At 55.0% G+C, this 20,971-nt stretch carries 23 protein-coding genes; all 23 read right to left on the bottom strand.

Going from position 1 to position 20,971, the window contains the following annotated elements:
• Window positions 1-73 precede the first annotated feature (73 nt).
• The gene (locus ACFIO0_RS05650) at window positions 74-1,741 is read right to left on the bottom strand and encodes an MBL fold metallo-hydrolase (protein WP_390914377.1); all 1,668 of its coding nucleotides are present in this window, start codon (window positions 1,739-1,741) and stop codon (window positions 74-76) included.
• Between the two features lie 3 nt (window positions 1,742-1,744).
• On the bottom strand, window positions 1,745-2,518 hold the full coding sequence (locus ACFIO0_RS05645; RefSeq protein ID WP_390914376.1) for a type III pantothenate kinase: 774 nt from the start codon (window positions 2,516-2,518) through the stop codon (window positions 1,745-1,747).
• Between the two features lie 17 nt (window positions 2,519-2,535).
• Window positions 2,536-3,285: a biotin--[acetyl-CoA-carboxylase] ligase gene (locus ACFIO0_RS05640; protein ID WP_390914375.1), complete on the bottom strand. Its 750-nt coding sequence runs from the start codon at window positions 3,283-3,285 to the stop codon at window positions 2,536-2,538.
• 27 nt (window positions 3,286-3,312) lie between these two features.
• Window positions 3,313-4,752 (bottom strand): NADH-quinone oxidoreductase subunit NuoN, encoded by a 1,440-nt coding sequence (gene nuoN / locus ACFIO0_RS05635; protein ID WP_390914374.1) that lies wholly within the window; start codon window positions 4,750-4,752, stop codon window positions 3,313-3,315.
• A gap of 15 nt (window positions 4,753-4,767) precedes the next feature.
• The gene (locus ACFIO0_RS05630; protein ID WP_390914373.1) at window positions 4,768-6,312 is read right to left on the bottom strand and encodes an NADH-quinone oxidoreductase subunit M; all 1,545 of its coding nucleotides are present in this window, start codon (window positions 6,310-6,312) and stop codon (window positions 4,768-4,770) included.
• Window positions 6,312-8,402 carry an NADH-quinone oxidoreductase subunit L gene (nuoL, locus tag ACFIO0_RS05625; RefSeq protein ID WP_390914372.1) on the bottom strand — a complete coding sequence of 697 codons (2,091 nt, stop codon included), beginning with the start codon at window positions 8,400-8,402 and terminating at the stop codon, window positions 6,312-6,314. Before nuoL ends, ACFIO0_RS05630 begins: the two co-directional genes overlap by 1 nt.
• Window positions 8,403-8,407: 5 nt before the next feature.
• Window positions 8,408-8,713 carry an NADH-quinone oxidoreductase subunit NuoK gene (nuoK, locus tag ACFIO0_RS05620; RefSeq protein WP_008553673.1) on the bottom strand — a complete coding sequence of 102 codons (306 nt, stop codon included), beginning with the start codon at window positions 8,711-8,713 and terminating at the stop codon, window positions 8,408-8,410.
• A gap of 72 nt (window positions 8,714-8,785) precedes the next feature.
• Window positions 8,786-9,388 carry an NADH-quinone oxidoreductase subunit J gene (locus ACFIO0_RS05615; protein WP_390914371.1) on the bottom strand — a complete coding sequence of 201 codons (603 nt, stop codon included), beginning with the start codon at window positions 9,386-9,388 and terminating at the stop codon, window positions 8,786-8,788.
• Entirely contained in the window at window positions 9,385-9,816 is a 432-nt protein-coding gene (locus ACFIO0_RS05610; RefSeq protein ID WP_390914370.1) for a carboxymuconolactone decarboxylase family protein, read from the bottom strand. Before ACFIO0_RS05610 ends, ACFIO0_RS05615 begins: the two co-directional genes overlap by 4 nt.
• Complete coding sequence (gene nuoI / locus ACFIO0_RS05605) at window positions 9,813-10,307, bottom strand: NADH-quinone oxidoreductase subunit NuoI (RefSeq protein ID WP_390914369.1); 495 nt, start codon at window positions 10,305-10,307, stop codon at window positions 9,813-9,815. The genes ACFIO0_RS05610 and nuoI overlap by 4 nt, the downstream gene beginning before the upstream one ends.
• A gap of 2 nt (window positions 10,308-10,309) precedes the next feature.
• A complete protein-coding gene (nuoH, locus tag ACFIO0_RS05600) occupies window positions 10,310-11,350 on the bottom strand; it encodes an NADH-quinone oxidoreductase subunit NuoH (RefSeq protein ID WP_390914368.1) in 1,041 nt (346 codons plus the stop codon).
• A gap of 6 nt (window positions 11,351-11,356) precedes the next feature.
• A complete protein-coding gene (locus tag ACFIO0_RS05595) occupies window positions 11,357-11,740 on the bottom strand; it encodes a hypothetical protein (protein WP_390914367.1) in 384 nt (127 codons plus the stop codon).
• On the bottom strand, window positions 11,737-13,752 hold the full coding sequence (nuoG, locus tag ACFIO0_RS05590; protein WP_390914366.1) for an NADH-quinone oxidoreductase subunit NuoG: 2,016 nt from the start codon (window positions 13,750-13,752) through the stop codon (window positions 11,737-11,739). The genes ACFIO0_RS05595 and nuoG overlap by 4 nt, the downstream gene beginning before the upstream one ends.
• A 3-nt stretch (window positions 13,753-13,755) precedes the next feature.
• A complete protein-coding gene (locus ACFIO0_RS05585; protein ID WP_390914365.1) occupies window positions 13,756-14,157 on the bottom strand; it encodes a DUF5333 family protein in 402 nt (133 codons plus the stop codon).
• Window positions 14,158-14,290: 133 nt separating this feature from the next.
• A complete protein-coding gene (locus ACFIO0_RS05580; protein ID WP_390914364.1) occupies window positions 14,291-14,626 on the bottom strand; it encodes a hypothetical protein in 336 nt (111 codons plus the stop codon).
• Entirely contained in the window at window positions 14,623-15,033 is a 411-nt protein-coding gene (locus ACFIO0_RS05575; protein ID WP_390914363.1) for a DUF5333 family protein, read from the bottom strand. Before ACFIO0_RS05575 ends, ACFIO0_RS05580 begins: the two co-directional genes overlap by 4 nt.
• Window positions 15,034-15,119: 86 nt before the next feature.
• The gene (locus ACFIO0_RS05570; RefSeq protein WP_390914362.1) at window positions 15,120-15,578 is read right to left on the bottom strand and encodes an NINE protein; all 459 of its coding nucleotides are present in this window, start codon (window positions 15,576-15,578) and stop codon (window positions 15,120-15,122) included.
• 24 nt (window positions 15,579-15,602) lie between these two features.
• Window positions 15,603-16,898: an NADH-quinone oxidoreductase subunit NuoF gene (gene nuoF / locus ACFIO0_RS05565; RefSeq protein WP_390914361.1), complete on the bottom strand. Its 1,296-nt coding sequence runs from the start codon at window positions 16,896-16,898 to the stop codon at window positions 15,603-15,605.
• 4 nt (window positions 16,899-16,902) lie between these two features.
• A complete protein-coding gene (locus tag ACFIO0_RS05560) occupies window positions 16,903-17,124 on the bottom strand; it encodes a DUF5337 family protein (RefSeq protein WP_390914360.1) in 222 nt (73 codons plus the stop codon).
• A 13-nt stretch (window positions 17,125-17,137) separates the two neighbouring features.
• Window positions 17,138-18,262 (bottom strand): hypothetical protein, encoded by a 1,125-nt coding sequence (locus tag ACFIO0_RS05555; protein WP_390914359.1) that lies wholly within the window; start codon window positions 18,260-18,262, stop codon window positions 17,138-17,140.
• Window positions 18,263-18,303: 41 nt separating this feature from the next.
• Window positions 18,304-19,452, bottom strand: coding sequence for an NADH-quinone oxidoreductase subunit E (locus ACFIO0_RS05550; RefSeq protein WP_390914358.1), 1,149 nt, complete (start codon window positions 19,450-19,452; stop codon window positions 18,304-18,306).
• Window positions 19,453-19,537: 85 nt separating this feature from the next.
• A complete protein-coding gene (locus tag ACFIO0_RS05545; protein WP_390915285.1) occupies window positions 19,538-20,752 on the bottom strand; it encodes an NADH-quinone oxidoreductase subunit D in 1,215 nt (404 codons plus the stop codon).
• Window positions 20,752-20,940: a hypothetical protein gene (locus ACFIO0_RS05540; RefSeq protein ID WP_390914357.1), complete on the bottom strand. Its 189-nt coding sequence runs from the start codon at window positions 20,938-20,940 to the stop codon at window positions 20,752-20,754. The genes ACFIO0_RS05545 and ACFIO0_RS05540 overlap by 1 nt, the downstream gene beginning before the upstream one ends.
• Window positions 20,941-20,971: the final 31 nt, after the last annotated feature.

The following is a 20,971-nucleotide window of genomic DNA, read 5'->3' as shown; positions in this document are numbered from 1 at the left end:
TAAGACATGAAAAAGGGGCACAGTTGATCTGCGCCCCTTTTTTGTCTCTATCGATCAAGACCCGCGTCAGCGCTTAGCTTAGACGCGAAACCACGACTGTTACTTCCGGCTTTTTACCGATCTCATTTTGCGCCGAATTGCGCACAATTTTACGTAGCGCATTGCCCAAATCATCGTCATCACGCAGGGTTTTGGCATCAGCGCGGCCCAAAAACTGGCTTAGGTCGTGTTCCAGAACTTCGACCAATGCCGTGTTTGATGATCCGGTTTCCGGCAGTCCCATCAGTTCACACCATGGTTCACCCAGTGGTTCGTTCGCATCATCCAAGATCAGCGTCACAACCACATGACCGTTCAAGGCCATACGAATGCGATCCCGCACCACGCCGTCCAGCGCGCCGATTTGCACAGAGCCATCCAGATAGGTACGGCCGGTTTCGATGTATTCCGCGACGTTTGGTGTGTTACCGGACAAATCGATCATCATGCCGTTCACAGCCAGAACACCTTTGATGCCTTTGGCTTCGCCGAGTTTGACGTGTTCGCGCAAGTGACGGTGTTCGCCGTGCATCGGGATCAGGATTTGCGGTTTGACCAGATCGTGCATCGCCTCGATGTCGGGGCGGTTTGCGTGGCCGGACACGTGGTACAGGCCAGATGAATCATCAACCACATCCACACCCATTTCCGAATAGGCGTTGATGATGCGGATCACGCCGCGTTCATTGCCCGGGATGGTTTTGGACGAAAACAGGAACGTATCGCCCTCTTTCATCGTCAGACCCATGTATTTCCCGCGTGCCAGCTGGGCCGAGGCCGCGCGACGTTCGCCTTGCGAACCAGTCACCAACAACATCAGATGTTCGCGTGGCAGGCTTTTGGCATCTTCGGGGCTGACCACGGATGGGAAGTCTTTTAGAACGCCGGTTTCGATCGCGGCTTCGACCATGCGACGCATCGCACGGCCTAACAAAACGATAGACCGCCCTGCCCGTTCGCCCGCTTCGGCCAGTGTTTTCACGCGCGCAACGTTGGATGCAAAGGTGGTCGCCACGACCATACCTTTGGCGGATGACACCAGTTTTTCGATCTCGGGTCCGACGGTGATTTCGGATTTACCTGCGTTGGGCGAAAACACATTTGTGCTGTCGCAGACCAAGGCTTTGACGCCGCCTGCCGATACTTCGGCCCATAGATCAGGATCAAACGCTTCGCCGACCAGCGGGGTTTTGTCCAATTTGAAATCGCCGGTGTGGATCACGCGGCCATGCGGCGTGTCGATCACCATCGCCGAGCTCTCGGGGATCGAGTGGGACATCGGCAAAAAGCCAACCTTGAACGGGCCAAAGTCGCGCTGTTCTGGCCATGCACCCACAACTGTCACCGCATTCGCCGGATGCCCGTGTTCAGACATCTTGCGTTGCGCAATGTTTGCCGTAAAGGCACGCGCATAAATCGGCGCGCCAAGACGGCCATAGGTGTGGGCAATGGCACCAACGTGGTCTTCGTGCGCGTGGGTCACAAAAACCGCCTCGATGCGGTCGCGCCGCGCCTCGAGCCATTCAATGTCAGGCAGGATCAAATCCACACCCGGAGAGCCATCCATATCAGGGAAAGTCACGCCCAAATCGACCACAATCAGTCGCTCTTGTTCAGGTTTTCCATAGCCATAGACATAGGCATTCATGCCAATTTCGCCCGCCCCACCGAGGGGAAGGTAGATCAATCGTTCACTGCTCATTTGTCAGTTATTTTCCTTGTTGTAACGATGGATCACGGTCAATCCGTGCATCGTTAAATCGTCTTGAAAGTCATCAAACAGCTTTTCTGTTTGTTGAAACAGCGGGGCTAGCCCCCCTGTAGAAATCACGCGCATGTCGCGGTCGCGTTCCGCCTTAATGCGGGCACATATCTCACGGACCAAGCCGACGTAACCCCAAAATACGCCGGATTGCATACAGGCAACAGTGTTGGTGCCAACGACCGCTTGGGGCTTGGAAATATCGACATGCGGCAGGGCTGCGGCGGCTTGGTGCAATGCCTCAAGGCTGAGGTTCACGCCCGGTGCGATCACACCACCGACATAAGCGCCATCGGTGTCGACCACGTCAAATGTGGTGGCCGTGCCAAAGTCGACCATAATCAAATCACCGCCATACAAATCAAAGCCAGCAACAGTGTTGACCAAACGGTCAGGCCCCACGGCAGTGCCCGCATCAACGCGCACATCGACAGGCAGCAAGCAATCGGACTTACCCACAACAATGGGCCGGGTGTTGAAATATCGATCGGCCAGAACGCGCAGGTTAAACACGACCCGTGGCACCGTTGAGGACACAATCACATCGGTGATTTGCACGTCGATGTCTTGGAACCTCATCAAGGTGCTAAGCCAGACGTAGTACTGGTCCGCCGTGCGCTGCCATTCAGTTGCGGTGCGCCAAGTGCCGATAAACTGCTTTCCATCCCAAATGGAAAAAACCGTATTGGTGTTGCCGCAGTCAATTGCCAGAAGCATGGGTTAGCCCCCCTACTTTAGAAATACACGTCCGCTGCCGGAATGGCGCGAATGCCTTGAGCCGTCTCTAGAACAAGTTGCCCTGTCTCGTCCACCTCGCGAAAGGTGCCAACCCATTCTTCGCGTGCTGTTCGCGCGGTGATGACCTCGCCCAAGCGCGCGGCATTGGCCATCCACGCGGTGCGGATTGGCGCAAAGCCGTAGGTCACAAATTGGGTTTCATATCGCGCATAGGCGCTGGCAAGGACGTCGAGAAACGCCTGCGGTGAGACCGTGATATTCAATGCGCTGCGCAGCGCGACTGGTGGAACGGCCCCGACTTCAACGTCTTTGGCTGCGGGGGCCGATGCAAGGTTCACGCCAATGCCAATCGAAAGGTGGCTTAGGGTCGATCCGGCACTGGCACTTTCGAGCAAAATACCTGCAACCTTGCCGCCACGCAGCAGCACATCATTTGGCCATTTCAAAGCGAAAGCATCTTCTTGACCGCTGACCGCGACAAAGGCGTCGCGCAGTGCCAGTGAGACAACAAACGATCGCAAAGCCGCAGTGGCTGGCGGTTCGCTCACGGGTAAAATCAAAGTTGCGGCAAAGTTGCCGACCGGCATCGCCCACGCCCGTCCGCGCCGCCCGCGTGCTGCTGTTTGCTCCAACGCTAAAACCCATTCAGGCCCTGACAGTGTTGGTGCAATACGCGCCGCTTCACTTAGCGTGGAATCCACGGACGCCAACACCCGGCGCCCGTAGCCATCTGGCCAATCGTTCAAAACGAGATCTCTCGCTGATATGCGCGCTTAGTTAACAAGCGCTGTAGCCGCAGCCATTGCCGGGCCTTCGATGCCAAACAGGTTCACAACACCGATCACCATGATCACTGCTGACGCCATCAAGAATCCCCACAAAATGGGCGAACGCCCTTTGTCCAATGGTTCCGCTTGTTCGTCACCAAAGTACATGAAGAACACGATGCGCAAATAGTAATACGCGCCAATCGCAGAGGCGACGGCGCTGGCCACGACCAGCCAGACCAAACCCGCATCAATGCCTGCTTGCCACACGCCCAGCTTGGCGAAAAAGCCTAGCATCGGTGGCACGCCAGCCAGTGAGAACAGCAAAACCAACAGTGCAATTGCTTTGCCCGGGTGCACTTTGGAATACATGTTCAACGACGCAATGTCGGTCACAGGTTGGCCATCGCGTTCCATCATCAGGATGAATGCGAATGTGCCGATGTTCATGGTCACGTAGATCGCCATGTAGATCAGCATCGCCTGCACGCCCATTGCGGTGCCAGCAGCCAATCCGATCAGCGCATAGCCCATGTGTGCGATCGAAGAATACGCCATCAGGCGTTTGATGTTGGTCTGACCAATGGCCGCAATCGCACCCAAAAACATGGACAACACAGACAACAGTGCAACAACTTGCTGCCAATCAGCGACAGCCGCGCCAAATGCGTCATGCATGACACGGGCGAACAATCCCATGGCTGCGACTTTGGGTGCTGTGGCAAAGAACGCAGTGACTGGTGTTGGCGCGCCCTCATAGACGTCTGGCGTCCACATGTGGAACGGCACGGCAGACACTTTGAAGGCCATGCCCGAGATCAAGAAGATCAAGCCAAACAAGAGGCCAAGGGAAACTTCGCCGTGAACCGCAGTTTGGATGATGCCAGAGAACAGCGTGGTGCCGGCGTAGCCATAGACCAGCGACGCACCGTACAACAAAAGGCCGGAAGACAGCGCACCAAGCACGAAATACTTGAGGCCCGCTTCGGTGGATTTGGCACTGTCACGGCGCAGGGATGCGATCACGTACAGCGCCAGCGATTGCAGTTCCAGCCCCATGTAAAGCGACATCAGATCGCCCGCACTGACCATCATCATCATGCCAACGACGCTAAGCGCTACCAGCATCGGATATTCGAAACGCAGCAAGCCGCGTTGGGTCATATAGCCTTCGGACATGGCCAGAACGGCCGCAGCCGACACAAGGATCACGACCTTGGCAAAACGTGAAAACGCATCGTCGATGAACATGCCACCAAAGGCAGTGTTTGCATCGCCGCCCATCGTGCCGATCCAAATGGCAAGCACCAGCATGACCGCGCTGGTCAGCCAAACAAGCGCCGAGGCGGCGTTGTCCTTGCCAGTGTAAACCGCCCCCAAAAGTGCCCCAATCGCGAACAGCGACAACAGGATTTCCGGCAGAATTGTGCTCAGATCAGCGGACATAGGCCCCGCTCCTTCTTAATGAGAGGCGACTTGTGTCACGGCGTCAGCCGCAGCAGCAAGTGCCGTATCGTATTGGGTCACGAGCGCCGTAACAGACGGGCCGATGATGTCGAGAACAAGGGCAGGATAAACCCCCAGCAGCAGTGTCATAACGACCAGAGGGGCAAAAATCCAACGCTCGCGCGTGGTCATATCCGTGATCGACTTCAGGCTTTCCTTGATCAGGTCACCCATAACGACGCGGCGGTACAGCCACAGGCCGTAAGCCGCCGAGAAAATCACACCCGTTGTCGCCACGGCCGCAACCCATGTGTTCACCTGGAACACGGCGATCAACGTCAGGAATTCACCCACAAACCCGGAGGTCCCCGGCAAGCCAACGTTGGCCATCGTGAAGAACATAAAGATCATCGCATAGGCCGGCATCCGGTTCACAAGGCCACCGTAGGCATCAATGTCTCGGGTGTGCATGCGGTCATAGATCACGCCGACACACAGGAACAAAGCCCCCGAGATAAAGCCGTGGCTGATCATTTGGAAAATCGCACCGTCCAGACCTTGTTGGTTCGCCGAGAAAATCCCCATCGTCACAAAACCCATGTGGGCGACCGATGAATAGGCGATCAGCTTTTTCATGTCTTCTTGGACCAAGGCGACCAGTGAGGTGTAGACAATCGCAATCGCGGACATCCACAAAACAAAGTTCGCCATCACGTCGGACCCGACAGGAAACATTGGTAAGGAAAAGCGCAAGAAGCCGTAGCCGCCCATTTTCAACAGGATCGCTGCCAGCACCACAGAACCCGCCGTCGGGGCCTGCACGTGCGCATCCGGCAACCACGTATGCACTGGCCACATCGGCATTTTCACCGCGAAGCTGGCAAAGAACGCAAGGAACATCAGGGTTTGCAAACCGCCCACGACCTGAATGCCTAGCAAGTTGATCGTTCCATAGCTGAATTCGTGTTTCAGCAGCATTGCAATATCCGTGGTGCCCGCGTCGGCATACATCCCAACCATCGCAACCAACATCAGAACCGATCCAAGGAAGGTATAGAGGAAGAACTTAAAGCTCGCGTAGATACGGTTCGCCCCGCCCCAAATGCCAATGATCAGGAACATCGGGATCAGGCCTGCCTCGAAGAATAGGTAGAACAACACCAGATCCAGCGCCATGAACACGCCAAGCATCAGCGTTTCCAGCAGCAAGAACGCAATCATGTATTCCTTGATCCGCGTTTCCACGTTCCAAGACGCGGCAATCACCAGCGGCATCATGAACGTTGTCAGCATCACAAACAGGATGCTGATGCCGTCGACACCCATTTTGTATTGCAAGCCCATGATCCAGCTGCCTTGCTCGACCATCTGAAAACTCGTCTCGGAGGCGTCAAAACCTGACAATACAAACAGCGACGCGACAAAGGTCGCAACTGTCGCGACCATCGCGATCCACTTGGCATTTTTGCGTGCAGCAGCGTCATCACCGCGCAAAAACAGCGCCATAATCAGGGCAGCAGCCGCAGGGATGAACGTGACGATTGATAGGATATTGTCCATCAGTTTGCCCCCCCGCTCATCGTCATCCAAGTCACCAGGACCGCGATCCCGATCACCATGGCGAAGGCATAGGTAAAGATGTAGCCGGACTGCGCGCGCCCTGCCAATTTGGTGAAGAATGGGATGATGCCCATGGCGATGCCGTTCAATGTGCCGTCGATGACATTGCCGTCGCCTTTCTTCCAGAGGAAGCGGCCAAGTGCCTTGGCCGGCTGGATAAAGACAAAGTCGTAAAGTTCGTCAAAGTACCATTTGTTCTTGAGGAACAGATACAGCGGACGTTGGTTTTCGGCCAAACGCGCAGGCAAGGTCGGGTTCCAGATGTAGAACCACAGCGCCATGATCAAGCCAAAGAGCATCGCGATGAAAGGCGAGACTTTGACCCATTTTGGCACCGCATGTGCATCGTCCAGAATGTGGTTATCAGGGGCAATGTAAATCGCGCCTTCGCCCGGTTTGCCGACAAACGTGTAGTGGTGTTCCGCTTCGCCTTCCTTGGCAGCGGTCCCATGGCTGTCTTCGGTGCCCTCTACATGCTCTGTGCCATGTGCGCCGGCTTCGGCGACTGGAATTCCGTAGAATTTACCAACTTCGTCCACGTGGCCAAAGAACGGTTTGAACCAGATCATACCGGCAAAAATCGCGCCAATTGCCAGCACACCCAATGGTATCAACATGGTCATCGGGCTTTCGTGGGCGTGCTCGTGCGTGTGTTTGTCGCCACGCGCCTCGCCGTAGAACGTCAAGAAGATCAAGCGCCACGAATAGAACGACGTCATCGCAGCGGCCAAAACCAGCAACCAGAAACCATACATGGACTGGCCTGCATAGGCGCTTTCGATGATCGCATCCTTAGACAAAAACCCTGCAAAACCGAAATGCGTGAGCGGGATGCCGACACCAGTAATCGCCAGCGTGCCGATCATCATCGCCGCAAAAGTGAACGGGATTTTCTTACGTAAACCACCGTAATTGTTCATGTCTTGTTCGTGGTGCATCGCGTGAATGACCGAGCCCGCGCCCAAGAACAACATCGCCTTAAAGAACGCGTGCGTGAACAAGTGGAACATAGCTGCCGAATACATGCCGACGCCTGCTGCCACAAACATGTAGCCCAATTGCGAACAGGTAGAATAGGCAATAACGCGTTTGATGTCGGTTTGAACCAAGCCAACCGTCGCCGCAAAGAACGCTGTTGTGGCCCCGATGACCACGATGAAACCAGTCGCGTAGGGCGCAAATTCCATGATTGGCGACATCCGGCACACAAGGAAAACACCAGCAGTTACCATGGTCGCGGCGTGGATCAAGGCAGATACAGGTGTCGGTCCTTCCATCGCGTCAGGCAACCAGGTGTGCAAAATCAACTGCGCCGATTTGCCCATCGCACCGATGAACAGCAGCAACGCGATAACTTCGATGGCGTTCCATTCGCCCCACAGAAAGCTGATCGTTTCGGTCGCATGCTCTGGCACATTTGCGAAAATCACGCTGAACTGGACGGAATCAAAGATCATGTAGATCGCGAAAATGCCCAAGGCAAAACCAAAATCGCCCACGCGGTTGACCACAAAGGCTTTGATCGCCGCCGCATTGGCACTTGGTTTGCGGTAGTAAAAACCGATCAATAGATACGAGGCAACGCCAACCCCTTCCCAACCAAAGAACATCTGTACGAGGTTGTCGGAGGTCACCAACATCAACATCGCGAAGGTAAAGAACGACAGGTACGCAAAGAAGCGCGGCTTATAGCTTTCGCCGGTCTGCCACTGCGGGTCATTGGCCATATAGCCAAAGGAATAAAGGTGCACGAGGCTGGAAACCGTCGTGATTACGATCAGCATGATCGCCGTCAAACGGTCCATACGGATCGCCCAATCGGTGCTAAGCGTACCGCTTTCGATCCAGCGCAGAATTTGAATCTGCTCGGTCACGCCGTCGAACGACAGGAATGCTACCCAAGACAGGATCGCGGCAAGGAAAAGGAAGCCCGTGGACACCCACATCGCCGCGGTTTCGCCAATGATACGCCAGCCAAATCCGCACAAAAGCGCGCCGATCAGCGGGGCAAAGAGTATTGTTAGTTCCATAGCTCTTAGCCCTTCATTACATTGACGTCTTCAACCGCGATTGTGCCACGGTTGCGGAAGAAACAGACCAAAATCGCCAGACCAATCGCCGCTTCCGCAGCAGCAACGGTGAGGACAAACAAGGTAAACACCTGACCGACCAGGTCCCCAAGGAAACTGGAGAACGCAACCAAGTTGATGTTCACCGCCAGCAGCATCAGCTCAATACTCATCAGCAGGATGATTACGTTTTTGCGGTTCAGAAAGAGCCCAAAAATGCCGATGACAAACAGCGTCGCCGCCACCGTCAGGTAATGTTCTAGTCCGATCATGTCTTATCCTCGGTCATTTTTCGTCTCGTATTCAAATAACGGCAGCGTCGCTGCCAAGTCATGGTGCAGCTCTCACAACCCCTGCCCCGGTTTCACGTCCTTAAGCTCCATCGCGACAGCTGGATCACGCATCATTTGCGCGACCACATCCTGGCGTTTCACATCTGTGCGGTGACGCAGTGTCAGAACAATCGCACCGATCATCGCCACCAGCAGGATCAAACCCGACAGTTGGAACAGCAGGAAATATTGGTCGTACAGGATCAGCCCCAAGGCTTCGGTGTTGTGACGATCAACGGGCATCACATTCGTGCGCAGACTTTCTGCGGCTGAATTGCTTTCCCAAGCCCCGAACGCCATCACAAACTGCATCAGGATCACGAGGCCGATCAGCAAGGCCAACGGCATGTATTTCGCCATCTCGGCTTTCAGTTCGGCGAAATCGATGTCCAGCATCATCACGACAAACAAAAACAAGACTGCAACCGCACCGACATAAACGATGATCAGCAGCATCGCGACAAATTCAGCACCCAACAGCACAAACAGACCAGCCGCACTGAGGAATGACAGGATCAACCACAAAACCGAGTGCACCGGATTACGGCTAACCACGGTAAAGAAACCACCGGCGATCACAGAAATCGCAAAGAGGTAAAAGGCAAACACGCTCATGTTTCGTCATCCTTGTTGTCAGACGTCTTTTTGTCAGTCAGGGCCTGCTTTGCCAGCTCCGTGGCGCGGGTCACTGCGGGAAGACCGGCGAACATCGCCATCATCCCAATCGTTTCGGTAATATGTTGTTCCGTTGCACCCGCCGCCTGCGCATGACGCACAGTTTGACGCACAGCCACCTCGTTTTGCGCGCCTTGCATGGTTAAACCAGCCAACGTCAGCAGTAATTTGGTGCGGGCATCAAGTGCGCCCTCGTCCAGCTTGTTGCCGAACATGGCTTCCATCATCTCTTTGGGCATCGTGCCCATCATCGCCTCGAATGCAGCGGGCGAGAACGCGTCAAGACCGGGCATGCCTTTTGACATGTCCTGCATCTGCTCCTGCATTTTGGCCATCATATCGGCAAAGGGATTGACGGGAGTGCTCATCGGTAGGGCGCGTCCAATTCTAGATTACGCGCGATTTCTGCTTCCCAACGATCGCCGTTGGCGAGCAGCTTGTCCTTGTCGTAGTACAGCTCTTCGCGGGTCTCGGTTGAGAACTCGAAATTCGGGCCTTCTACGATTGCGTCCACCGGGCAAGCTTCTTGGCAAAAACCGCAGTAGATGCATTTGGTCATGTCAATGTCATAGCGCGTGGTGCGGCGCGAGCCATCCTCGCGGGGTTCGGCGTCGATTGTGATCGCTTGGGCCGGGCACACCGCCTCGCACAGCTTGCACGCGATGCAACGTTCTTCGCCATTTGCATAACGGCGCAGCGCATGTTCACCACGAAACCGCGGGCTAAGCGGGCCTTTTTCATGCGGGTAGTTGATTGTCACCTTGGGGCGGAAAAAATGCTTCATCCCCAGTTTGAACCCAACCCAATAGTCATTGAGCAGGAAATACTTAGCGGCACGGGTATAGTCGATTTGTGTCATGATTAACCCCCTACGGCCCAGCGGGCATAGATGCCCCAGAACCAGTCAAATTTGGCGGCAAACGCCACGAACACGACCCAAAACAATGAGAACGGCAGGAACACTTTCCAGCCCAAACGCATCAGTTGGTCGTAGCGATAGCGCGGCGTGATTGCCTTGACCATCGAGAAGAAAAAGAACACGAGGCCGATTTTGGCAACCATCCAGAAGATGCCATCCGGCAAGAATGGCAGCGGTGACAACCAGCCACCCAAGAACATCAGCGAGATCAGCGCGCACATCAGCACCACTGCCACCAGTTCACCGATCATGAACAACAGGAATGGCGTAGATGAATATTCAACCTGATAGCCGGCAACCAGTTCTGACTCAGCCTCTGGCAAATCGAACGGTGGGCGGTTGGTTTCGGCTAACGCGCTGATAAAGAACAAGATCAGCATCGGGAAGTGCGGCAACCAGTACCAGCCCAGCATCCCTGCACCGGTATCTTGCGCGGCAACGATTTCACCAAAGTTCAAAGAACCAGAGCTGATTACGATGCCGATGATGATCAAACCAATGGACACTTCGTACGAAATCATCTGCGCGGCAGAGCGCAAAGATCCCAAGAACGGGTATTTAGAATTCGACGCCCAGCCGCCCATGATCACGCCGTACACTTCAAGCGAGGACACCGCGAAAACATACAGGATCGCGACGTTGATGTTGGACAATACCCAGCCATCATTGAACGGGATCACGGCCCAAGCGATCAGCGACATCACCAACGTGACCATCGGTGCCATAAAGAACACGGCCTTGTCGGCACCCGCAGGCACAACGATTTCCTTGACGATGTATTTGCCGAAATCCGCAAAGCTTTGCAGCAGGCCAAAAACGCCAACCACGTTGGGACCACGGCGCATCATGACCGCCGCCCAGATCTTGCGATCTGCGTACATCAGGAATGCCAGCGCCAGCAAAAGCGGCACGACAACCAGTAGAATTTGACCAACAATGACAAGCAACATGCCGAGCGTGGTATTGAAAAAGAAGTCAGCCATAAGTCCTCACACCGTCGGTATTCCCTTTTCCACACAGGACGCAGTCACGACTTCGGCGTCGATCGTGCGCAACCCGCGCGGCAGGGCTGGCGAAATGGTGTAAACAGCATCTGCTGACCACACGCCACCCTCTTCATTCACATTTGTGCGCACATGACGCGCAAAACCCCATCCGCGGATCAAGGTATATTGCGCAGCGGCACATTCCGCATAACGCGACACGTCTTCGCCCGTAATCGCGTTTGTCATAGAAACGTTAAATTGCACCAAATCATCGTCCAACAAAGCCGTCTCTATCCCCAAATATTCGGGGATGAACTGCGCAGCAGTCGGAACCTGCGGTTCGCAAGCTGCCAGTGGCATCATTGATATAGCGAACACCAGTTTCATTCAGCCGCAATCGCCTGTTCTTTGCGCGCTTTTGCATTCGCGCTAAGTTCGGACATCAATTGGCTGGCACGCGCAATCGGATTGGTCAGGTAGAAATCGCTGATCGCAGTGCGGAAATCTGCCTTGCCAAGTTTGCCAGCTTTCTCGGCATTCCACGCGTTTTCAGCGACAACATCGATGTCACCCAAATGCGGCACTGCGGCGACAATCGCTGTGCGCAACTGCGCAATGCTGTCGAAGGGCAATGTGGCATCCATTTCACCGCTTAGCGCGCGCAAGACGGCCCAGTTTTCCTTGGCCTCACCCGGGGCAAAGCTGGCGCGCTGCGCAAGTTGCGGGCGCCCTTCGGTGTTCACAAACAGACCGGCTTCTTCGGTATAGGCGGCACCCGGCAGGATGATGTCAGCGCGATGCGCGCCACGATCGCCGTGCGACCCTTGATAAATAACGAACGGGCCAGCGGCGATATCCACCTCATCCGCGCCAAGATTATAGATCACCTCGGCTTGCGACACAGCGTCCATGCCACCATCGTTTGTAGCACCGATATCCATAGCCCCCACGCGACCCGCAGCGGTGTGCAAGATCATCAACTTCGATCCTGCCGCTTGTGCCACCTGCATCGCCGTGCCCAGAACGGCAGCGCCGTCGGCTTCGTTTAATGCACCGGAGCCGATGATCATCAGGCCATTTTCGCCCTGCTTGTCGGAATGATCCATCGCGGCCAAACCAGCCAATGCGTCACGTCCTGTGCCCAAGTTGATCACATCGAACGTCAGATCAACCTGCTCACCGATCATTGCAACGGTTGCGCCACGCGACCAAGCCTTGCGCAGACGCGCATTCAAAACCGGTGCTTCAACCCGAGGATTGGTACCGATCAGGATGATTTTGTCTGCCGTATCAATGTCTTCGATGCAGCCATTGCCAACGTAGCCAGAGCGATTGCCACTCGGCAATTTGGCCCCATCCGTGCGACATTCAACAACGCCGCCCTGCCCCTCGATCAAGGTCTTGAGCGCGAACGCCGCCTCAACCGAAACCAGATCACCCACAAGGCCAGCAATCTTTTTCCCGTTCATCGCAGCGGCAACAGCGCTAAGCGCCTCGGGCCAGCTGGCTTTGCGCAGCTTGCCGTTTTCGCGGATATAGGGCGTGTCCAAACGTTGACGGCGCAAACCATCCCACACGAAACGGGTTTTGTCGGAAATCCATTCCTCGTTCACACCATCGTGGTTCAGCGGCATAAAGCGCATGACTTCACGGCCTTTGGTGTCCACACGAATGTTGGACCCAAGCGCGTCCATCACATCGACGGATTCAGTTTTGGTCAACTCCCAGGGACGGGCCGTGAACGCGTAGGGTTTCGAGACCAACGCGCCAACCGGACACAGGTCAATGATGTTGCCCTGCAAGTTGGAATCAAGCGTTTCGCCCAAGTAAGACGTGATTTCTGCATCTTCACCACGACCAGTTTGGCCCATCTGGTGAATGCCGGCGACCTCGGTTGTGAAACGAACGCAACGCGTGCACGAAATGCAGCGCGTCATGTGGGTTTCGACCAGCGGGCCCAGGTCCAGATCTTCGGTCGCGCGTTTTGGTTCGCGGAAACGGCTGAAATCAACGCCGTAGGCCATGGCCTGATCTTGCAAATCGCATTCGCCGCCCTGATCGCAAATCGGGCAATCCAACGGGTGGTTGATCAGTAGAAATTCCATCACGCCTTCGCGGGCCTTTTTGACCATCGGCGAATTGGTTTTGACAACCGGTGCCTGCCCCTCGGGACCGGGACGCAAATCGCGCACCTGCATCGCACAAGACGCAGCAGGTTTGGGCGGACCACCGACAACTTCGACCAAGCACATGCGGCAATTGCCCGCGATGGACAGACGTTCGTGATAACAGAACCGCGGGATTTCGACCCCCGCCTGCTCACAAGCCTGGATCAGGGTCATGGCCCCGTCCACTTCGATTTCATGTCCGTCGATGTTGATCTTGCGAAGGTCGCTCATGCGTCAATTCACCTTGAGTAACGCGCCAATCTGGCTCGATTTTTCGATTTCTGCACGCCCGAGCGCACAATAGGTTTCCGGCTGTCCGTTAATCACGCCATTGGCCTCAAGATAGGCATAGCCTTTTGCTTTCAGCCGCTCTTTTTCCACATCCGATTTGCGGTAAGCGTCGATTTCAGTGTCACTATACCCCATGTTACGGGCCTTATCGCGCAGTCCGTTCACAAAGCGCAATGCCTTGAGCATGCGTGGAGAAATATTAGCACATTTATTGCGAATTTCGTTCGCCAATGCCACCGCCAGAAGCCCGTCATCAATGGCCGAGACGTCACGCAAATTCGGCTTGGCCTGAACAGAGGTCGCCAACACGGCGGCAGCGGCGGCAGTCATCATTACTTTTTTCATCACAGTTTCCTTTTCTGACAAAAGCGTGGTGCGTTAAGCACGCGCGCCTTTGTAGACGTGGGAACTGTGCCCCTTGTTATGCAATAACAAGCGGTTCCTAAGGCACATATCAGGCAATATGCGGCGTAGCTGATCACGGATTGCAGGCTCCACGCAGTTGCAATTTATCATTTTCGACACGCAATGTGCCATCTTCTGCGTCAGGGCCCATTGCCCAGATAACTGCCGACGTGCCGAAGTTCTTGATGCAGTATCTAGTTGCCTCGTAACGCCCGGCATCACGTGCCCCATCAAGGGATGCAGAGACAGGTGACACCTCAATCGAAAACTGATCACGTTGCTTGTCGACCTTAGACAGTTTTGCGCGGAAAAACTGGCCGTCAAACGTAACGCGATCTTCTGCTTTGCTGCACGCAGACAAAAGGGACGCGCCCAAAAGGACCGCGATACTTAGGCTGGCAATTTTCATGGCTGGACCTCTATCAAAAAGCTACCCATTACTGTTCCTTCCGCGATTTCCGCTTTGCCTGCTGCACAGACAAGGTCTGGCGTCGGCGTTTCCAACCCATGTTTTGCAACGAACACCTGCTGGCGTGCGGTCAACGCATCCTCAGAACTGAGCATGCCGGTTTGCTCGGCTGTCATGGTAAATCCATCCGCCTCAAGACGATTGATCACAACGCCGGTGGCTTTGGCCATCACGGCCAAATCAACGCTTAAGCTGGGGCATGACAGCGCCAATTGCTGGGCTGTCGTCGTGTCAATCAACGCCTCAAGGTAATACGCCGGTGCTGGACGATCAGCTGCCGAAACAACATTGGCCCCGATCATGCACACAGCGGCGATTGCCAGAGAAATTGAGTTCAACGATTGCACCAAACGCCCCTAGATTTGTGTAAGCGAGTTAAATGAAACGGCCAGCAAAGCCGCGGCGACGTGTCGATTGACGAAAAGAAGTTTTCCTAGAACCATGATTTGTTCCCTTGAACATAGTCCCGCTGGAATTCGTCTTCGGATTTCACCAGATAAATTATGGCCTCGATAAACGCTATCAGACCGATAATCATCGTCGGGATCAGGAACAGGATCGCGCCCCCCACGGACGCCACCAACATGATGATACCGGCGTTGCGCTTGCCCAGATAGAATTTGTGCACACCTAACCCACCAAGGAAAAACGCAAGCACGGCTGCGATGATTTTGTCCTTTGGTCCCGCCGAAAGGCTGGTTTGCGCGCCTTTCACAACATAGATCGCACCGGCCCGAGATTGCTCAGGCGTGAAATCAACTGTCACGCCATCCCGGATCGCAGAAAAATGTTCCGGCACATCAACACCAGCAAAGTCATAACGGTTGCCGTCTTCGCCACTGATGACGCCGGTACCCGTTTGCTTGTTAAAGGCTAAAACCTCACCGCGCATGATACGATCCTCTACTTAAAATTCTTACTCAGCCGCCACGGCGCTGACGCGTCCGGTGCGTTTGTGTTTGATGCGATCCTCGATTTCATCACGGAAATGGCGGATCAAACCTTGGATCGGCCAAGCGGCGGCATCACCAAGGGCACAAATCGTGTGGCCTTCAACTTGTTTGGTGACGTCCAACAACATGTCGATCTCTTCAGGCTCTGCCTCGCCTGTTACCAGACGGTCCATGACGCGCATCATCCAGCCGGTGCCTTCTCGGCACGGCGTGCATTGGCCACAAGATTCATGTTTGTAGAATTTGGACAACCGCCAGATCGCTTTGATCACGTCGGTGGAATTGTCCATCACGATGACCGCTGCCGTCCCCAAACCAGAGCGCTGTTCACGCAAATAGTCAAAATCCATGATCGCGTCTTTCATCTGCGCGCCGGGGATCATCGGCACAGAGGATCCGCCCGGAATGACCGCCTTAAGATTGCTCCAGCCACCGCGAATACCGCCGCAGTGCTTTTCGATCAGTTCCTCGAAACCAATCGACATCGCTTCTTCGACAACACAGGGATTGTTGACGTGGCCAGAGATCGCAAACAGTTTTGTGCCTGCATTGTTCGGGCGGCCGAAACTGCTGAACCAGTCAGCGCCGCGACGCAAAATCGTTGGCACCACAGCGATGGATTCCACATTGTTCACCGTTGTCGGGCAGCCGTACAGGCCAGCGCCCGCAGGGAATGGCGGTTTCATCCGCGGCATGCCTTTTTTGCCCTCGAGGGATTCCAGCAATGCGGTTTCTTCGCCGCAAATGTAGGCCCCGGCCCCGTGGTGCAGATAAATGTCGAAATCCCAACCGGATTTGCAGGCGTTTTTGCCAACCAGACCGGCGTCGTATGCCTCGTCGATGGCGGCTTGCAGCGCTTCTTTTTCGCGGATGTATTCGCCTCGAATGTAGATGTAGCAGGCGTTAGCGTTCATTGCGAAGGACGCGATCAAACAGCCCTCGATCAACGTGTGTGGATCATGGCGCATGATCTCGCGGTCTTTGCAGGTGCCCGGCTCGGATTCATCCGCGTTCACCACCAGATAGGACGGACGACCGTCGCTTTCTTTGGGCATAAACGACCATTTCAGACCCGTCGGGAAACCCGCACCACCACGGCCACGCAGACCGGAATTTTTCATCTCGTCGATGATCCAGTCACGGCCTTTTTTGATCATCTTGGCCGTGCCGTCCCAATGACCACGCGCTTGTGCGCCTGCCAAAGTACGATCATGCATGCCGTAAATATTGGTAAAGATCCGGTCTTTGTCCTGCAGCATATCGCTAGCCTTTGTCTTTCTGGCGGGTGCGCCAGATGTTGAATACGATCCAAAGTGCAAAACCGAAACCGGCCAGCACCGCGAGGTCAAAAAAGGCACGTGTCCCGTTGGACCAGCCGAAATAATTCCCCGCAAGGTTAATACAGAGCCAAAACACGCCCAATCCAGCGATGAACAGCGACGCGCGCTGTCCGGCTTTGGTGGTTTTGTCCTGGCTCTGCATCATTGTCTAATGGCGTTTAGTAAACGCCACCTTTCTTCACTTTTTTCGAAAATTCGGTGGTGCCGCCCTTGGCCAAAACCTTGGCCTGCTTGGTCCACTCGTCACGTTCAATGCGGCCTTTGAATTTCAGGCGGTCATCAACCCACTGAATTTCTTTCTTGCGCCAACCAGCAACCTGATCGAAGTGGAAAAACCCCAGTTCGTTCAAGGTTTTTTCCAGACCCGGGCCAACCCCTTTGATTTGCTTCAAATCGTCAGCACCGCTTGCGCGCGCTTTCTTAAGCAAGGCTGGTTTGCCATCAGCTGCCACTGGTTTTGCAGCCGATTTAGCTGCGGCCTTTGGCGCGGCAGCTTTAGCAGCAGCTTTAGCAGCAGCTTTTGGTGCTGCTGTTTTAGCCGTGGCTTTAGAAGCCGCTGTTTTTGCAGCAGCCTTAGGCGCGGCAGCTTTTGCAGCAGCAGGTTTAGCCGTCGCAGCGGCCTTGGCTTTTGCAGGTGCTTTTGCCTTGGCTGGCGCTTTCTTTGCGCTGGCTGTTTTGGCGTCGGCTGTTGCCGCTGCACCAGCGGCCTTAGCAGTTGCGGTTTTCTTGGCAGGTGCTTTCTTAGCCGCGGTCTTTTTGGCCGGCGCTTTTGCGGGTTTTGCATCCGCAGGTTTTTCGTATTTCCAATCGCCCTTGCGTTCAGCCAACTCTTGCGTGCCTTTAAGGCTCGCAGAAGGTTTCACAGCAGCGGTTTTGGATGATGCAGCAGCCGTGCCGCTCAAATCATCCGCAGCGCCGCCGCCCGCCAGTGTGTCATCACCGGCACCACCAGAAATATCCGCATCACCCGAACCGCCCATCAAGGAGGATGCAGTTGCACCAGCAGCGGCTGTCGCGGCAACAGCAACACCGGCATTTGCGGCTTGCGCGCGCGCCAAAGGCGTTTGGCTGTCATCAATTGCATTCGGCGCAGGCAATGGTTTGCACAGCAACCACTGCAACAATGCACCCCCAATGATGAAAATCAATGCGCCGACAAACAGGCCTTGGATAAAGCCCCAGTCGCCGATCACCCACAACAGCACGGCTGCAAGCAGCCCCGCCAATGCAGCGACGATCCAGCACGTCATTGCGCAGTTGGCATTCCTTGTTGAATTGTTCATGTCTTGTCCCTCTCCCGTTCAGAAGTTCCGTCAGTTTTTTATTATTTCTTATAGATACCGTCTTTTTTGGCGCGTTGGGAAAATTCTGTTTCTTCACCCGCAGCGAGTGACTTTGCCTGATCGACCCAAGAATCGCGGCTCACGCGGCCTTTGAACCCTTCGAGGTTCTGATCAACCCACGCAACTTCGTCCGCCGACCATTTGGACACTTGATCAAAATGGAAAAAGCCCAAGCCATGCAGCAAGGTTTCCATCTTTGGACCAACGCCCTTGATCAACTTAAGATCATCCGCACCGGCCTTGCGCGGTGCCTTCATGGTGCGGGGTTTCTTGCCGGGACCATCTGCTGCAACGGGTGCTGCTGCGGCTGTCGTTTTGGGCTTGGCGATTGACTTGGCTTTCGACGCCGGCGCTTTGGAAATTGCTTTTAGCGCTGGCTTTGCCTTGGCCTTTGCCGCTGGTTTTGCGGCCGATTTCGCCGATTTTCCCTGCCACGGGGCCAGCAGTGGCACTTCGGTGCCATCAATGCGTTTGATCGTGTCACCGATGTCTGTGGCCAGTTGCACAGACGCGTTGTACTGCGTTTTGCCGCTGTCATATTCCGTCAAGCTGGTCAGACCACTCAGCGGTTCTGCAGCATAGCGGCCATTCTGAGGGCCCGGTGTTGGCACCTTGCCTGCCGCCAATTCGTCGATGATTTCGCCAAAACGCGCGGCTGTCAGATCCTCAAAATAATCCTTGCCGATCTGGGCCATAGGCGCGTTGGAACACGACCCGAGGCATTCAACCTCTTCCCAAGAAAACTTGCCATCAGCGGAAATCTCATGCGGCTTGGCAGCGATTTTATCTTTGCAAACCTCCATCAAATCCTCTGCCCCGCAAATCATGCAGGACGTCGTGCCGCACACCTGAATGTGGGCCACGGACCCGACAGGTTGCAGTTGGAACATGAAATAAAACGACGCAACTTCGAGCCCGCGAATGTAGGCAAGGCCCAGCATTTCGGATACGTGTTCAATCGCTGGGCGGGTCAACCAACCGGTCTGTTCTTGAGCGCGCCAAAACAACGGAATGATCGCCGACGCCTGACGACCCTCGGGGTATTTCGTGATCTGCGCCTCGGCCCAAGCCTGGTTCGCGGGCGTGAATGCAAAGCTGGCGGGTTGTTCTTTATGAAGACGGCGAAGCATTAAGTCAGACCTTGAGTTGCGCGAAGTGTACGGGACCCTTGGGCGGCAGTTTTTTCAGAAGAATACGTGGTCGCTAGGCAAAGCATCATCGGTCAATCTCTCCGAACACCACGTCCATCGTGCCGATGATCGCGGCGACATCAGCCAGTTGGTGCCCCTTCGAGATGTGGTCCATCGCCTGCAAATGCAGGAAGCCCGGCGCACGGATTTTTGTGCGGTACGGTTTGTTGGAGCCATCCGACACAAGATACACGCCAAATTCACCTTTGGGCGCCTCAACGGCGACATAGATTTCGCCGGCCGGCACGTGGAACCCTTCGGTGTACAGCTTGAAGTGGTGGATCAAGCTTTCCATCGAGGTTTTCATGTCAGACCGGCTGGGCGGCGAGATTTTGCCCCGCGCCATCACGTCACCCGGCGTTTCGCGCAGTTTAACGATCGCCTGTTTGATGATCGACGTGGATTGGCGCATTTCTTCCATGCGGCACAGGTAGCGATCGTAGCAGTCGCCGTTCTTGCCCACCGGAATTTGGAAATCGAATTCATCGTAGCATTCATAGGGCTGCGAGCGGCGCAAATCCCATGCAAAACCAGATCCACGCACCATGACGCCGGAAAAACCAAAGTCCAAAATGTCTTGTTCTGTGACCACGCCAATGTCGCAGTTGCGCTGTTTGAAAATACGGTTTTCGGTCAGCAAGCCGTCGATGTCCCCCAGCATGTTGGGGAATTCGTTGGCCCATGTTTCGATGTCATCAAGTAGGTCATCCGGCAGATCCTGATGCACACCACCAGGACGGAAATAGGCCGCGTGCAAACGCGCGCCACATGCGCGTTCGTAAAAGATCATCAGCTTTTCGCGCTCTTCAAAGCCCCAGAGCGGCGGCGTTAGTGCGCCAACATCCAAGGCCTGCGTCGTCACGTTCAGCAGGTGGTTCAACACCCGACCGATTTCACAATATAACACGCGGATCAGGGATGCACGGCGGGGCACTTCGACGCCTGTCAGCTTTTCGATGGCCAAGCACCAAGCATGTTCCTGGTTCATAGGGGCCACGTAATCCAGCCGGTCGAAATACGGCAGGTTTTGCAAATACGTGCGGCTTTCCATCAGCTTTTCGGTGCCACGGTGCAGCAGGCCGATGTGCGGATCGCAACGTTCAACAACTTCGCCGTCAAGTTCCAGAACCAGACGCAAAACCCCGTGCGCTGCAGGGTGCTGCGGGCCAAAGTTGATGTTGAAATTGCGGATTTTCTGCTCGCCCGTCAGGGCGTCATCGAAACCTTTGGTGCCGTCCATCATTTAAAGACCTCTTCAACTTTTCGTGGCTCAGATGTGGCAAGTGCCCAGAGCAGGATATACGGGCCGAGATACGGCACCAAACCAAAAACCAACGTCCACGCCGGATAGTCATGTCGCTTTTGTAATACTCGTGCAGGCAACAAGAACAGTGCGGCCATCACAAAAAGGGCAAAGACCCCTGCCATTGAGTGAAACCATGTAATGTCTGGAAATCCC

It is taken from the genome of Pseudosulfitobacter sp. SM2401 (genome assembly GCF_042932805.1).
In the GTDB taxonomy this organism is placed as follows: domain Bacteria; phylum Pseudomonadota; class Alphaproteobacteria; order Rhodobacterales; family Rhodobacteraceae; genus Ascidiaceihabitans.
The sequence above is the reverse complement of the archived record's forward strand: the minus strand, read 5'-3'. Positions and strand labels throughout refer to the sequence as shown.